This window comes from Pseudoalteromonas sp. SWN166 (assembly GCF_015864485.1).
Lineage (GTDB): Bacteria > Pseudomonadota > Gammaproteobacteria > Enterobacterales > Alteromonadaceae > Pseudoalteromonas.
In genome coordinates, this window is sequence record NZ_JADYXB010000002.1 from 123,846 (window position 1) to 139,684 (window position 15,839).

Genomic DNA, 15,839 nt, shown 5'->3' on the forward strand with positions numbered 1-15,839 from the left:
CAATTAAGGGGCTATTTTAACAGAACTATTTAATTAGTCATCACTTGCGCCAAGTAGAGCAAGTAAAGACGTAAATAAGTTATATACGCTTAGGTATAAAGACACTGTTGCGCGAATGTAGTTGGTTTCGCCGCCATTAATGATTCGGCTTGTATCGAATAAAATCAAACCAGACATGATCAATACAACTGCCGCATTAAGCACCATAAACATAAGTGAACTGCCAACAAAAATATTAACAATGCTAGCTACAATCACAACGATTAAGCCAACCGTTAAAAAGCCACCCATGAATGAGAAGTCTTTTTTAGTGTTCAGTGCATAAGCAGATAAACCAAAAAAGATTAGCGCAGTAGAGCCCAACGCTTGCATAATAAGCATTGGACCATTAGGCATTGCAGCATAATGGTTAAGCAACGGGCCTAAACCTGCGCCCATTAAACCAGTAAAAGCAAATACCCAAAATACGCCTGATGCAGTTTCTGCTTTTTTGTTTACAACAAATAATAAACCGAACGAAACAAGTGTAAATACAATTCCCATAAAGTAAGGCAATTGTAGTGCCATTGAAATACCGGCTGTAACTGCACTAAATGCAAGTGTCATCGCTAGTAAAAAATAGGTGTTTTTAAGTACCTTGTTTGTTTCAATGGTAGACATTACCGGTTTAGCGGTATTGTACGATTGATTGAACGCCATTGTAGAGCTCCTTTAAGTGAAACGTGTGTGTTTCGATAATTTAACTAAAATTAGATTAACAACTCTTATATGTTTGGGCAAACCTTTGTAGATCAATAGAGTTAAATATTTAAATAAATGTGCATTAGAGACTAAATTAAAAACATTTCGCTCTAACTTTAGACAAATTAATTGTTTTTTAAGCACTTAAACAATTAATTAAAAAAAAAGCTTCACAAAAGCGATGGGGTTCCCTATTATGCAGGCCGTGCGGAGAGATGGCAGAGTGGTCGAATGCACCGGTCTTGAAAACCGGCATGGGTTTATAGCCCATCTAGGGTTCAAATCCCTATCTCTCCACCACTTATTTAATAAGTGTGTGGTAATTAAAGTATCATTCATTTAAATAGTTATTAGTACACTCTTACTTTTAACTTAGCAGTATCGGAGAGATGGCAGAGTGGTCGAATGCACCGGTCTTGAAAACCGGCATGGGTTTATAGCCCATCTAGGGTTCAAATCCCTATCTCTCCACCATATAACAAAAAAGCCCGCTAATTTAGCGGGCTTTTTTGTGCCTATAGAAAACTAAAATGCATTATTGTTAAATAGACTTCATATAACTGAGAAAATGAAACCAGTAATTAGCGATGAATTTGTGGTATTTTATTAGCAAGCGTGTTTTTAAAGGTATATAAAATATGACGTTGTGGCTTAAAGATGATTTAGCGTCAAGAAAGTTGGTTGTATACAGGGCAATTTTATTTTCGATAGTAACTCTATTTATTCTATTCGTATTCCAACCTTTTGGTACAACCAACGATACTGAACCTTATAAATTACTCCGCCTTTCAGGTTACGGCTTAGTCACGTTTTGCGCTTTATTGCTTTCGGGTTTTATTGAGATATTTTTAATTCGGTTAAACCTTAGCAATAAACTTCGAATAATAGTGACCCCCAGCCTTTATATTTTAATTACTGCTTTGTTTAACCACGGATATTTTGTTGTTGCTATGTTAGGGGCTTGGCATTGGCAAAACCAAATACTCTTCATTGTATATACATTAGCAGTTGGATTATTCCCGATTAGTTTCATATTTGTTGTCAATCGTCATGCAAAGCATATGGTCTTAACTACTGAAATAATACCGGTTGTTAAGACTAAACAACGTTCTTGTGAAGAGGTAGAAAAAAATAACGTCCTCCCGCATCGCTTAATAACACTTATTGGCGATAATAAAGGTGACAAGCTAATAATTGCGCTATCGGATATATTGTTTATTAAGTCAGCCGATAATTACTGTGAGCTCGCAACGATAGAAAACAATGTTGTTTCTCATAAATTGCTGCGCATAACGTTAACTGGTTTATTAAAGCAATTACCCCAAAATACATTTTTATATCGCTGTCATCGGTCTTATGCAGTTAATTTACAATTAGTCGCAGTAAGTAAAGGGAATGCCGGAGGGTTACAGTTATCGATGAGCTCATTTGATTTCACAATTCCAGTTTCGCGAACTTATGTTGATGCCATTAAACAAGCCTTGTTGTTAACCCCTGATGTTTGTTAATGGCCCCAAAAACGTGTAGTTAGCACCTAAAAGTGAAATTTAGCCCTAATTGATCGATTTCATGATTAGTGATTGCCATGATTAAGTTGAATTTAAAATTGTAACTTAAGAAGGTACGTATGAAACATACAATTAAAGCACTGCTACTAATCATCACATTTATATTTTGTCATTACATGATGAAAGAGTTTTGGGGGGATAACTGGGTAAGTGTCCTATCTGATCTTGATCAACAATCAGCCCTTTTGTTATTTCCCGCTAAATACTTATTCATTTATGGGCCATTGCTAGTTGTGGCAACATTATTATTTAAACATGAGAGTTTGTACAACGTTTTAGGTATCGACATTGAAGGTTTTCAACGTTATTTACTCGCAGCGGTGATCTGTTGCACACCTATGGTGATAGGTTACGCTTATTTAAGTAACGCGCTAAACCTTTCAATTACGGGAATAATTACAGGTTCAATATACGCGGGGATTTTTGAAGAAATAATTTTTAGGGCTGCTTTGTTCGGCGTGTTATTTCGTTTTTGTCGTTGGGGGTTTATTCCCGCCGCATTAATTAGCTCAACGATATTTGGTTTGGGTCATATTTATCAAGGACACGATGCTATTTCAGCTGTGATGGCTGTTGCAATTACAACAATAGCAGGAACTTGGTTTGCGTGGTTATTTTGCGAATGTGGATACCGTATTTGGTTTCCACTATGGATGCATATATTTATGAATGCGGCTTATGGCATATTTAACATGTCAGGTGGTGCAGCAGGGGACTTAAAAGGCAATTTGTTCAAGGCGACTGCAATAATTTTAAGCATACTCTACGTAAACTTACTTATCCGTCGTGGTAAGCCGCGTCAAATAACACTTCCTACATTGTTCAAAAAACGCCCAGGTTTTTCGTCTCAACATTACAAATTAGCAACACAAAATACTTAAAGGAGATAATAATGTTTGAATTATTTTTAATTATAATGATTTTTTTGTCGCCTTTTTTACTTTTAGTGCTAATTAAAGATTACTTTACCAATAAAGCGACTGCTAAAGAGACGTTACTTTTATTACAAGATAAAAATCAGAAAAATACGATTGTTACGATGCAAAAAAAATTAGACTTTTTAGTTGAAAGAGTCATAGTGCTTGAAGAGTTGGCGATAAATAAAAATATCGATTTATCACAAAAAATAGCTCAGTTGTAACTGCTGAGCTATTTGTTATTTCTTTTAAAAACTGGGCTTTATTAAATTACCTAGCTTATATGTTGTATGTTTTATCATCATAAGTTACGACCATAGTCTCTATTTCTAAGCTTTAGATCTTGGTGCATGCTTAATACATTAAATTTTATATGCTGTATTAAGGATTATTAGATGAAACATCAACTTGCAAAAAGCGTCGCGCTTTCATTATTGTCCCCAGTAATTATTGGCAGCTTGCTAGGTTTGTATTATGCGTTAACGCTACAGGGTGATTTCTTATCTGTATTTTTTCAACTGTTGATGACGGCTATATCAAATGCGCATATTGTAGGTTTAACAATGGCGGCCTTTGTTGTGCCAGGATACTTACTGATGTTTAAGTATTCTAAAGTTAATTATTCGGGAGTTTTAACACTCGGTTTATTAGGTGGCGCTATATTTAGTTACTTATTAAGTGCCTCAACTGGCGAGATATTTTTGATTAATAGTGTTATGTCAGCATTTGCTGCTGGACTGTTTTTATTTGGTCTTCGTAAATCGGTAAAAAAATAATCGCAGCATTATTAACCAAGCACGCTGATAAACGGTGCGATTTCCTTTTTTTTACCTCCAAAAGGTTCCAATTTTTCACGACAAAGAGTACCTTTAGCTACTGTATGTTTAATAAGAAGTAGTTTGGTATGCAAAAGCAAGATTTTTACCAGTCATTAGTTAAGCAAACGCAATCGCTGATAGCTGGTGAATCTAATGTAATTGCCAATTTGGCAAATATAAGCGCGCTATTATTTACCTCTTTAGAAGATGTAAATTGGGCGGGCTTTTACTTTATGGATTCTCCTACTGAATTAGTACTTGGTCCGTTTCAAGGCAACCCTGCATGCATCCGTATTCCAGTAGGAAAAGGGGTATGTGGAACTGCTGCGGCAACCGCAGAAACACAATTGATTGAAGATGTTCACGCTTTTGACGGGCATATAGCCTGCGATGCAGCGTCTAACTCTGAAGTGGTTGTACCTATCATGAAACATGGTAAAGTATTTGCAGTACTAGACATTGATAGTCCAAGTATTGGCCGATTTGATGCTGATGACAAAGCTGGCCTTGAAGCATTAGTGAAATGCTTAGAGGCGAGCCTGTAATGAAAGATTTGCTAAATGTTCAAGACTACCTATTTGCTGTGCAAGATGTTGGCGACTGGGAAGGCGAAGAAGAACATGTAGCGGAAACGCTCAATGATTTAATTCATATTGCATGGGATCGTCTTCCAGATGATTCAGAATGTGAATTTATTGATGAAACAATTAATGGTATTTGGGAACACCTTCGAGGTGATATGGCTGTTATAGAAGCCGATTTCGAAGAGTTGGTCGACTGGGTAATACACTACGTCGATTCGTCCCTTGATGAAAAGATGTGAAAAATAGGTTCTAAAATGGAAACCACAAACAAGCTAAAAGATATTAATGAAGTGTTGGAATTTTTATATCAAGAATTCCCACAATGTTTTAAACAAAAAGATGGCATCAAGCCGCTTAAAGTCGGTATTTTTAAAGATATTGCTGAGCGTATTGAAGGGTCTGAAAAAGTAAGCAAGACTCAAATTCGTCAAGCGCTTAGAAAATACACGTCTAACTGGCGTTACTTAGAAGCTGTGACTAAGTCAGAGTTTCGTATTGATCTTGATGGCAATCAAGGTGAAAAAGTTGAGCAAGAGCATATCGACCATGCACAAAAAGCATTGGAAGAAAGCCGCGCTAAAATGGCAAAACGCAAAAAACAACAGCGTCCACGTCAAGATTCTGATTCTAAATCTTTCAAGAAAAAACCAGCTCATGCTAGCAAAGCAGGCGATAAAAACGCACCTGCTGCTAACAAACCTGCTAAAGCAGCGCCGGCTAAACGTTCAGGAAAAATTGAACCTTTACCAGCAACTGAGGTCAAGGTTAATAATAAGGTTAAGGTTAAACTTGGCCAAGCACTTGTAAATGCAGTAATCACTGAAGTGAACAAAGATGACGTTCATGTTGAATTAGTGACAGGTATGCAAGTTAAAACCAAAGCTGACAGCTTATACATCGTTTAAGTTGTCAATAAATTAAGGAGTTGTGTATGAGTAAAAAGTTTACGCTCATTCCGTTAGTTGCTGCCCTGTTTTCAGGTTCATTATTTGCTGCTGTAGAAGCCGTCACAATTGACGATTTACCCCAGCTTAAGCAAGAGAGTCAACATGGTACTGCTAGCAAACGAGTGGCTAGCTTATTTGCTCGTTCACACTATACACCGGTTCGATTTAACGATGAGCTTTCTAGTAAAGTGTACGATCGTTATATCGAATCCCTTGATTTTAATAAAAGCGTTTTCTTAGCCAGCGATATTGCTTCTTTTGAGCAATATCGTGATGACTTTGATAACGCTATTACTACCGGTAAATTAGACTTTACATTTGATATTTTTAACTTAAGTCTTAAACGCCGTTTTGAACGTTACGAGTATTCACTTACTTTACTTGAAAAAGAAATGACGTTTGATAAAGAAGATGAATACTTTTTTGACCGTGAAGATTCAGCATGGCCGGTGTCTCAAGCTGAGCTAGATGAAATTTGGCGTGAACGTGTAAAGTACGATGCACTGCGTTTAAAAATGACAGGTAAAGATTGGGAAGGCATTAAAGAAGTGCTGACCAAACGCTATAAAAATGCAGAAAAACGTTTAGTACAATCTAATTCAGAAGATGCTTTTCAAATTGTTATGAACTCACTGGCACGCAGTATTGAGGCGCATACGTCTTATTTATCGCCGCGTCGTGCAGAGCAGTTCAAAATGGATATGGACTTAGAGCTTGAGGGCATTGGTGCCGTATTAAGCCCTGATGAAGATTACACAGTTATTCGCAGTTTAGTGCCGGGAGGCCCTGCAGATAAAACAGATCAGATCAAAGCTGATGATCGCATTATTGGTGTTGCCCAAGATGGTGAAGAATTTGTAGATGTAATTGGCTGGCGTTTAGATGACGTAGTTGATTTAATTAAAGGTCCTAAAGGGACTAAAGTACGTTTGCAGTATTTAAAGGGTGTTGACGCTCATGGTGCACCTAAAGTTGTTGAAATCACGCGTGATAAAATTCGACTTGAAGATAGAGCGGCTAAATCAGAAGTATTTGAAGCAAAATACTCTGATTTAACAAGCAAAGTAGGCGTGATTGAAATTCCTGGCTTTTACAATAACCTTTCGAAAGATGTAAAAGTTGAATTAGCGAAACTTAAAGAAGAAAAAGTTGATGGTATTATTATCGACTTACGCCAAAATGGCGGTGGTTCTTTATATGAAGCAACACAGTTATCTGGTTTGTTTTTCGATCAAGGTCCTGTTGTTCAAATTCATACCTTAAATAATCGTATTGAAGAGCAGAAAGACCGTGACGGTATCACTTATTACGATGGTCCTTTAACTGTTTTAGTTGATCGTTACAGTGCCTCTGCTTCTGAAATATTTGCAGCAGCAATGCAAGATTACGGTCGTGCGGTTATAATTGGCGAGCAAACATTTGGTAAAGGTACTGTACAGCAGCACAAAGGCTTAGGCCGCGCTTACGACCTATACGATAATGAGCTGGGTAGCGTGCAATATACAATTGCTAAGTTCTACCGTATTAACGGTGGTAGTACGCAACATAAAGGTGTTATCCCTGATATTTCGTTTCCATCAGCAATTGATCCTGCAGAGTGGGGCGAAAGTAAGCAAGATAATGCACTTCCATGGGATAGCATTGTTAAAGCGAAATACAAAAAACTAGGTAATTTAACACCTATTATTACGTACCTAGAGAAACAGCACGAAGTACGAATTAAATCAGAACCAGAATTTGGTTATGTATTTAATGACATTACCTTATACAACGAAGAGAAAGACCGTAAAACTATCTCTTTAGTTGAAGCAGACCGTATTAAAGAAAAGGACGAAGGTGAAGCACGTGCACTTGTACGTACTAACGAACGTCTTAAGCGCTTAGGTAAAGAGCCGGTAGAAAACTTAGACGATTTACCAGAAGTAATTGAAGAGCTTGACCCATTTTTGGAAGAAGCTGCATTAATTACTCAAGATTATATTAATTATGGTCGTATAGCTAAGAAGTAACAACTGGTTTTACCTCTATAAAAAAGGCGCTTTAGCGCCTTTTTTACTACCTAAAATTTACTAAATTGTTATAATCTCTGATTACATAAAGTTGAGCTAGAACAATCATGCTCAATTAATGCGCTTTACGTGCTAAAAATAATAATTAAACACACAGCAAGTGTGCAGGAGTCTCTACTTTGAAGCTATTGGATGATAAACCAATCAAGCCCGCCTCGTTTTTTGATGCATTAATTCCTATCACTGTATTAATTTGTTTGCTTGGTGCAGCCGTATACTTATTTGGTGATAACTCTTCTTCAGGTCCGAACCAAATTGCACTTTTATTTGCTACTTTTGCAGCGGCTTTAATTGGTCTTAAAAATGGTTATACGTGGAAAAAGTTAGAACAAGCTATGATCGAAGGCATAACGCTTTCGCTCGGTGCTATCTTAATTTTACTTATGGTAGGTGCGTTAATTGGCACTTGGCTACTTTCTGGAACTGTACCAACTTTAATTTATTATGGCTTACAAGTTATAAACCCTAGCTGGTTTTATGCAGCGAGCTGTTTAATTTGTGGCATTGTAGCTATGAGCATTGGTAGCTCTTGGACTACGGCCGCTACGATAGGTGTTGCCTTATTAGGTGTTGCAACGGGTCTTGGGCTTGAGCAAACAGTTACAGCAGGCGCTGTTATATCTGGTGCGTACTTTGGTGATAAGCTAAGCCCGCTGTCTGAAACAACCAATTTAGCGCCAGCAGTTGTAGGCGCTGATTTATTTGAGCATATTCAACACATGCTATGGACGACAGTACCGAGCTTTGTAATTGCACTTATTATATTTATATTCATGGGATTTAATGCAACGGCTTCAAGCGAAGCAGGGCGTATTGATGAAATAACAGCTATTTTGCAGCAAAATTTTAATATTGGTTTTGAAATGCTGATCCCGCTAATTGTATTATTAGTTTTAGCGATTAAAAAAATGCCAGCGTTTCCTGCTATCTCTATTGGTGCTGTTGTGGGCGCTATTTGGGCTATGTTATTTCAGTCAGATTTAATTGCTAGCCAAATTGATATGTCTCAAGGACAGTTAGTAGGTTACTTTAAGCTTGTTTGGACGACGTTTTTTGATGGTTTTAGTATAAGTACAGGCGATGATAAAATGGACTCGCTACTTAGTGGTGGCGGTATGTCAGGAATGCTTACAACTACGTGGTTGATTATGACAGCACTGATGTTTGGTGCAATCATGGAAAAAACGGGCCTTCTGGACATTTTTGTTAAAAGCATACTTAAAATAGCTAAAAGTACGGGCTCATTAATTGCAGCAACAATTGCAACCTGTATTGGTACAAACATTATAGCAGCCGATCAGTATATCGCGATTGTTGTCCCTGGTCGTATGTTTAAAGATGAATATGAAAAACGTGGTTTGAAGCCTGTTAATTTATCTCGTACATTAGAAGATGGCGGTACAATTACTAGCCCACTTATTCCCTGGAATACTTGTGGTGCTTACATGCAAAGCGTTTTACTAATAAACCCTTTCGATTATGCACTCTACGCTTTCTTTAATTTAATTAACCCTGTTTTAGCAGTTGTTTATGCCTACTTAGGTATTAAAATTTTACGTATTAAACCAAAACAATCTGCCTAATTTTAATAGCGCCTTTTAACTTTAAAGGCGCTATTTTGGAGTATCTATGACTGAATCAAGCAAACCTCAAGCACAATACCTTAAAGACTATAAAGCCCCAGACTTCCTAATTGACCACACAGAGCTAACTTTTGACTTACAGCCATTATCAACCAAAGTCAGCTCTTTACTAACACTTACGCGTGTTGGTGATAAAAAAACACCTTTAGTACTTGATGGCATTGACTTACGTTTACTGTCTTTATCTATAGATACGGTTGATATAACTGATTACGAAATTATTGGTGAGCAACTAATAATTAATAATCTGCCAGATAATTGCCAATTAAGCATTGTTACTGAGATATCACCTGAGACGAATACCTCTCTAGAAGGTTTGTATTTATCAGGCGGGGCGTACTGCACGCAGTGTGAAGCGCAGGGTTTTAGAAAAATAACCTATTATATGGACCGCCCCGATGTACTAGCCACGTTTGATGTAACTATTATTGCCGATAAAAAGTATCTACAACTTCTTTCTAATGGTAATCAAGTAGACAGTGGTGAAACACAAGATGGTCGTCATTTTGTGAAATGGCAAGACCCATTCAAAAAGCCAAGTTATTTGTTCGCACTTGTAGCAGGCGATTTTGATGTTTTAAAAGATACGTACACGACTAAAAGCGGCAGAGATGTAGAATTAGCATTGTTTGTTGATAAAGGTAATTTATCTAAAACCCCCCATGCTATTGCCTCACTCAAAAAGGCAATGCAGTGGGATGAAGAACGCTTTAATTTAGAGTATGACCTTGATATTTATATGATTGTAGCCGTCGATTTTTTCAACATGGGCGCGATGGAAAATAAAGGGCTAAACGTTTTTAATAGTAAATGCGTATTAGCCAATCAAGAAACAGCGACAGACAAAGACTATCATACGATTGAATCCATTGTAGGGCATGAGTACTTTCATAACTGGACTGGTAATCGAGTTACTTGCAGAGATTGGTTTCAGTTATCGCTAAAAGAAGGCTTAACTGTATTTAGAGACCAAGAGTTTAGTAGTGATTTAGGTTCTCGTGCACTTAACCGTATTGATGCGGTTAAAGTAATGCGTACACATCAGTTTAGTGAAGATGCAGGCCCTATGGCTCATCCAATTCGTCCTGAGAAAGTTATTGAAATGAATAACTTTTATACTGTCACTGTATACGATAAAGGTGCTGAAGTTATCCGTATGATGCACACATTATTGGGTGAAACTAACTTTCAAAAAGGTATGACTCTTTATTTTGAGCGCCACGATGGGCAAGCAGTTACATGTGATGACTTTGTAAGTGCGATGAGCGATGCATCAGGCGTTAATTTAGGGCAATTTAAGCAATGGTACAGCCAATCAGGTACACCGCGTTTAAATGCGGTTCAAAACTTTGATAGCAGCTCTAATACATACACTTTGACAATAGATCAAACAGCACCGGCTAATCAGCCAGATAATAAACCACTTCATATTCCATTTGCTATTGAATTACTTGATGCCCATGGAAAAAGTATTGCTCTACAATATAAAGGTAAAAAGCTAGATCATGTGCTTGATGTAACAAATACGACTCAAACATTTACCTTTGATAATATAGTAGAGAAACCAGTTGCCGTTTTACTCGAAGATTTTTCTGCGCCTTGTATTTTAAATCAGCAAACAACAGAGCCAGAACTATTACATATTATGCGTTTTGCGCGCAGTGATTTTTCACGTTGGGATGCACAACAGCAACTATTTATTAAAGCCGTTAAAGCACAAATCACCGATGCAACGAATAGTGTATTAAGCAGCGAAATTATAAATGCGCTACGTGTACTTATAAACACTAAAGAGGGCGATTTAGCTTTAATTGCAGAGCTGTTTAAATTACCAAGTTTTGACACGTTAGCTGCTGAATTTGATGTAATACCTGTAGATGACATTATTGAAATAACAGAAAAGTTTGAGCAACAAATTGCTGATGAACTTGCTGATGAGCTGCTTAGTTGTTACGAATCTCTTGAAGATGATGGCAGTATAAGTGCAAGCGCTGTTGCGAATCGTGCTTTAAAGCAAATATGTCTGCACTACCTTGCTAAAACACAAAGTCCAGAAGCTGTAACCTTTATTCAAGAAGCTGCAAGCTCGACTAATATGACTAATGTACTTGGTGCCTTAAGCGCTGTGGTAAAAGCTTCACACCCTGTTAGAGATGAGCTTTTGAGTCATTTTGATAGTCAGTGGCGTCATGATGTTTTAGTCATGGATAAGTGGTTTGCACTACAAGCTATGCAATCAGGCAGTACTGCTATAGATGATATTAAGGCACTTTACGAACACCCGTGTTTTGATTTTTCAAATCCTAACCGTGTACGTGCACTTGTAGGAAGTTTTAGCCACTTTAATACAGCACAATTTCATCGAGCAGATGCTCAAGGCTATGCGTTATTAGGTGATTTATTAATAAAACTTAATGCAATTAATCCACAAAATGCATCTCGTATGTTAACACCGTTTATGTCGTGGAAGCGTTACGATGATGTACGCTCACAAGCAATGAAGCTGCAATTACAACGCTTAGCCAACTTAGATGGCCTAAGTGCTGACTTGTATGAAAAGGTTGAAAAAGCGCTCGCATAAATGATTGAGTATTATTTTACCTTAAGATTGAGCTATAACGAGTGCATGGATTACTACCATGGCCGTTTTAGCTCTTTACAAGTTGTAGAGGATGGCGGTAAAACAATTCGTTTTGCTGCTACGCATTTGAGGCCCTTCATTTCGAGCTTGGGTGTACGTGGCCGTTTTAGACTCTTATTAACCCCCGAAAACAAGTTCATCCGCCTAGAGCGAGTGGCCTGACACTCGGTTTTTATGTTATATATACATAAAAATATTGTATTTTTGTTAATTTCAATTTGTCCTATTGTTAAATTACGTGTATAAATTATCTGGTACGACGTCTTACCAATACGTAAGCGTTAACCAGAATAAGAAGTATATGACAGATTAGAGCGAGTATTTGTAATTTTACTGATTCGCTTCTATCGTTATGATTACACTAAAAACAATAACTTGATCACACAAAATGACCCGCGACAGGGGGGAACCAAAATGATAAGAAGATCGCTTTTTGTTAAAAATAGAATCGCTATAGGTTTAGCAGCCGCTAGTTTAGGTTTATCTGCAGCAAGTACTCAAGCTGTAACATTTGAAGCTGGAGGTTTTGATATTACCTTCGATTCAACCTTTTCATATGGGCAAAGTGTTCGTGTAGAAGACAGAGACTTTAACCTAATTGGCAAAAGTAATAACCCAGCATTTGATTGGACAGGATACAACCCTGCGCTAAGTAACACTATTTACTCATCACAAGATGTATGGGCACAACCGGGCTCTTACTCAAACAATGGTGATGCGGGTAATTTAAATTTTGACAGTGGTGACTCATTCTCAAAACTATTGAAGGGAACACACGACCTTTCAATAAATAAAGATAACTACGGTTTGTTCACTCGCTTTATGTATTTTTATGACTTTGCATTAATGGATGGCAATCATGCATACTCAAATCCTACATCAGGGCAGGGTGTTGATCCATGTGACGATAAAGACACCAAAGCACAAAGTTGTGCCGACATACGTTTACTAGATGCGTTTGTATGGGCCGATTTTGATTTAAACGACGGAAATAATCCTTTATCTGTTCGTTTAGGTCAGCAAGTAGTTAACTGGGGGGAAAGTACGCTTATATCTCATGGCATTAACGTAAACCCGGTTGATATTGACAGATTAAAAGCACCAGGCGCTGAGCTTAAAGAAGCATTTATACCAATCGGTATGCTTTGGGCATCGCTTGGTATTACTGAAAACATCACGCTTGAAGGTTTCTACCAATATCAATGGCAAGAAACGCGTTTACCAGCAGCCGGCACGTATTTTTCTACTAATGACTTTGCAGCAGAAAATGGTTACCAACAAAATGTTCAATTAGGCTTTACGTCTAACCCTGATATTGATGTTGCTTTTTTAACGGATAGTTTAAATAACTTAACATCTGACTTTGCATTAGCAGCAGCTGCACGAGGCATAGATCCTTCAAGTGCCGAAGGGAGTGCTTTATTAGCTCAAATGTACCTTGCATATCCAACTAAGGTCGCGCTTAAAGGTAAAGGGGATAATGGTAAAACAGAACCTGAAGATGGCGGTCAGTATGGTCTTCGCTTAGGTGTGTTTTTACCTGAGTTTAATGATACTGAAATTGCGTTATACCACGTGAACTACCACAGTCGTCGTCCGCTTATCTCTGGTCGCGTATCAAACTTTTCTCAGGCTGCTATAGCTCAAGATTTAGCAATGATTATGACTACAGAGATTACCTCTGATAATGTGGCTGATTTAACTGCTTTTTCTAAAGCTGAAAACGACTACCCTGAAGATATTAAACTATACGGTTTAAGCTTTAACACCACTATTGGTGAAACAGCTTTTGCGGGTGAATTTGCTTTTCGTCAAGACGAGCCTCTGCAAATTGATGACGTAGAGTTACTTTATACAGCTATGCCAGAGCAGTTAGCGCTTGCCGGTATTCGTCCTGATTTTGCGGGTATTTCGCAAATGAGTTTTGGCGATGCTATAAGCTCTGTTGGAGCGGGTGAAGTTGCCAAGGGCTATATTGAACGTGATACATCTCAAATTCAATTTACGGCTACTCATTTATTTGGCCCTTCATTAGGGGCTGATAGTTGGGCTGTTGTTGGTGAAGTGGGTGCTGTAAAAATTCATAACATGCCAGAATATGACGAAATGCGTTTGAATGTATCTGGTACTGGCCGTAGTGGCGTTATTACTGGCCCAGGCACTACTGATTACTCAACATTACAGCTTGGTTTATCAAACGGTGCTGAAGAAAAATCATTTGCTACTGCATCTTCTTGGGGTTACCGCTTAATTGCTAAAGGTGATTATTATGACCTTTACGATGGTATTAACTTCTCTCCACGTTTTGTATTTTCTCATGACGTAAATGGTAATACACCAGATCCTATGTTCTTATTTATTGAAGACCGTAAATCTTTAGGTGCGACCATGAACTTTAACTACCAAAATGCGTGGTCACTTGATGTGAGCTACAACTCGTTTTGGGGCGGCGGCGGTATTAATACCTTCTCAGACCGCGATTACGTTTCTTTTAACTTAAAATATTCTATTTAGGGGTAACATTACTATGATTATAAAACCTACCCTCATTGCTACTGCTTTTTGTAGCTTGTTTGCAAGCAGCGCAGCCTTAGCTAAATTAAGCACTGACGAAGTTGCTCAATTAGGTCAAAATTTAACGCCATTGGGCGCAGAAAAAGCAGCGAATGCTGATGGTTCTATTCCAGCATGGAATAATGGCATTACATCTGCACCAGCAGGTTATGAACCGGGTATGCATCACCTTGACCCATATACCACTGACAAAGTGCTTTTCACTATTGATAAAAGTAATATCGAAAAGTACAAAGCCAATTTAAGTCCGGGTCAAATTGCTTTATTTGAAGCATACCCAGACACATTTAAAATGCCAGTGTATGAAACACGTCGCTCAGCGTCTTATCCACAGTTTGTTTATGACGCAACTAAAAAGTTTGCACCAACAGCTGAATTAGTTGAAGGCGGAAATGGTATTAAAAATACAGCAATTGGTATTCCTTTTCCTATTCCTAAAACGGGTTTAGAGGCAATTTGGAATCACTTATTACGTTACCGTGGGCAATCTATTGAACGTTTTGGTGGTCAAGCAGCACCAACGGCGTCAGGCTCTTATAACTATGTTGGCTTTGATGAACAGCTATTAGTTAAATATTCAGATCCGAGTGCAACACCCGCAGAGCTGCAAGACTCAAACATTTTGTTTAAGTTTAAACAAAGTGTTACAGAGCCTGCACGCTTAGCAGGTACAGCACTGCTTGTTCATGAAACGATGGACCAAATATTAACGCCACGCCAAGCATGGACTTACAACTCGGGACAACGCCGCGTTCGTCGTGCACCTAATGTTGCATATGATGCACCAGGAACAGCAGCGGATAGCTTACGTACTACTGATGACTTTGACATGTTCAATGGCTCACCTAATCGTTACAACTGGACGTTGAAAGGTAAGCAAGAATTATACATTCCTTACAACAGCTATAAGCTTCATAGTGATAAGTTAGAATACGATGACATTTTAATGCCTGGCCACATAAACCCAGAGCATACACGCTACGAAAAACACCGTGTTTGGGTTGTTGAAGCTAACTTAAAAGACGATACACGCCATATCTATAAAAAACGTGTGTTTTACATTGATGAAGATAGCTGGCAAGTACAGGTTACGGATATTTATGATAACCGCGACCAACTTTACCGTGTAGCAATGGCTTATGGCCTTAACTACTACGAAGTACCTACTCAGTGGAGTACGCTTGAGGTTTATCATGATTTAAATTCACGTCGTTATTTAGCAATTGGTTTAGATAACCAAGAAAAAATGTACGATTTTTCACAATCGTTTAACGATAACGAGTTTACGTCAAGCGCATTACGTCGCGCAGGTAGATAGTTAGAAGTTAGGCACTTAA

General features: G+C 38.0%; 14 protein-coding genes and 2 tRNA genes. 15 read left to right on the forward strand and 1 reads right to left on the reverse strand.

Going from position 1 to position 15,839, the window contains the following annotated elements; translation table 11 throughout:
• Positions 1–33 precede the first annotated feature (33 nt).
• Positions 34–699, reverse strand: coding sequence for a Bax inhibitor-1/YccA family protein (locus tag I6F49_RS01820; RefSeq protein ID WP_197178127.1), 666 nt, complete (start codon positions 697–699; stop codon positions 34–36).
• Positions 700–950: 251 nt separating this feature from the next.
• Here I6F49_RS01820 and I6F49_RS01825 point away from each other — a divergent pair.
• The 15 genes from I6F49_RS01825 to I6F49_RS01895 all read left to right on the forward strand — a co-directional run bounded on the left by I6F49_RS01825 (position 951) and on the right by I6F49_RS01895 (position 15,820).
• A tRNA-Ser gene (locus tag I6F49_RS01825) sits at positions 951–1,041 on the forward strand.
• An 83-nt stretch (positions 1,042–1,124) separates the two neighbouring features.
• A tRNA-Ser gene (locus tag I6F49_RS01830) sits at positions 1,125–1,215 on the forward strand.
• A 164-nt stretch (positions 1,216–1,379) separates the two neighbouring features.
• Positions 1,380–2,249, forward strand: a complete 870-nt coding sequence (locus I6F49_RS01835) for a LytTR family DNA-binding domain-containing protein (RefSeq protein ID WP_197178128.1) — start codon at positions 1,380–1,382, stop codon at positions 2,247–2,249.
• A 119-nt stretch (positions 2,250–2,368) separates the two neighbouring features.
• Positions 2,369–3,190, forward strand: coding sequence for a CPBP family intramembrane glutamic endopeptidase (locus I6F49_RS01840; RefSeq protein ID WP_197178129.1), 822 nt, complete (start codon positions 2,369–2,371; stop codon positions 3,188–3,190).
• An 11-nt stretch (positions 3,191–3,201) separates the two neighbouring features.
• The gene (locus tag I6F49_RS01845) at positions 3,202–3,450 is read left to right on the forward strand and encodes a hypothetical protein (RefSeq protein ID WP_197178130.1); all 249 of its coding nucleotides are present in this window, start codon (positions 3,202–3,204) and stop codon (positions 3,448–3,450) included.
• A gap of 171 nt (positions 3,451–3,621) precedes the next feature.
• Positions 3,622–4,002 (forward strand): hypothetical protein, encoded by a 381-nt coding sequence (locus I6F49_RS01850; protein WP_007586920.1) that lies wholly within the window; start codon positions 3,622–3,624, stop codon positions 4,000–4,002.
• Positions 4,003–4,130: 128 nt separating this feature from the next.
• On the forward strand, positions 4,131–4,589 hold the full coding sequence (locus tag I6F49_RS01855) for a GAF domain-containing protein (protein ID WP_166419653.1): 459 nt from the start codon (positions 4,131–4,133) through the stop codon (positions 4,587–4,589).
• Positions 4,589–4,867 carry a hypothetical protein gene (locus tag I6F49_RS01860; protein WP_166419658.1) on the forward strand — a complete coding sequence of 93 codons (279 nt, stop codon included), beginning with the start codon at positions 4,589–4,591 and terminating at the stop codon, positions 4,865–4,867. Before I6F49_RS01855 ends, I6F49_RS01860 begins: the two co-directional genes overlap by 1 nt.
• Positions 4,868–4,882: 15 nt before the next feature.
• A complete protein-coding gene (gene proQ, locus I6F49_RS01865) occupies positions 4,883–5,533 on the forward strand; it encodes an RNA chaperone ProQ (RefSeq protein WP_197178131.1) in 651 nt (216 codons plus the stop codon).
• 26 nt (positions 5,534–5,559) lie between these two features.
• Entirely contained in the window at positions 5,560–7,584 is a 2,025-nt protein-coding gene (gene prc, locus I6F49_RS01870) for a carboxy terminal-processing peptidase (RefSeq protein WP_197178132.1), read from the forward strand.
• Positions 7,585–7,763: 179 nt separating this feature from the next.
• The gene (gene nhaC / locus I6F49_RS01875) at positions 7,764–9,227 is read left to right on the forward strand and encodes a Na+/H+ antiporter NhaC (RefSeq protein WP_197178133.1); all 1,464 of its coding nucleotides are present in this window, start codon (positions 7,764–7,766) and stop codon (positions 9,225–9,227) included.
• 46 nt (positions 9,228–9,273) lie between these two features.
• Complete coding sequence (pepN, locus tag I6F49_RS01880; protein WP_197178134.1) at positions 9,274–11,868, forward strand: aminopeptidase N; 2,595 nt, start codon at positions 9,274–9,276, stop codon at positions 11,866–11,868.
• A complete protein-coding gene (locus I6F49_RS01885; RefSeq protein ID WP_010552655.1) occupies positions 11,869–12,090 on the forward strand; it encodes a DUF2835 family protein in 222 nt (73 codons plus the stop codon).
• A 252-nt stretch (positions 12,091–12,342) separates the two neighbouring features.
• A complete protein-coding gene (locus I6F49_RS01890) occupies positions 12,343–14,442 on the forward strand; it encodes a DUF1302 domain-containing protein (protein WP_197178135.1) in 2,100 nt (699 codons plus the stop codon).
• Positions 14,443–14,455: 13 nt separating this feature from the next.
• Positions 14,456–15,820 carry a DUF1329 domain-containing protein gene (locus I6F49_RS01895; RefSeq protein WP_165740268.1) on the forward strand — a complete coding sequence of 455 codons (1,365 nt, stop codon included), beginning with the start codon at positions 14,456–14,458 and terminating at the stop codon, positions 15,818–15,820.
• Positions 15,821–15,839: the final 19 nt, after the last annotated feature.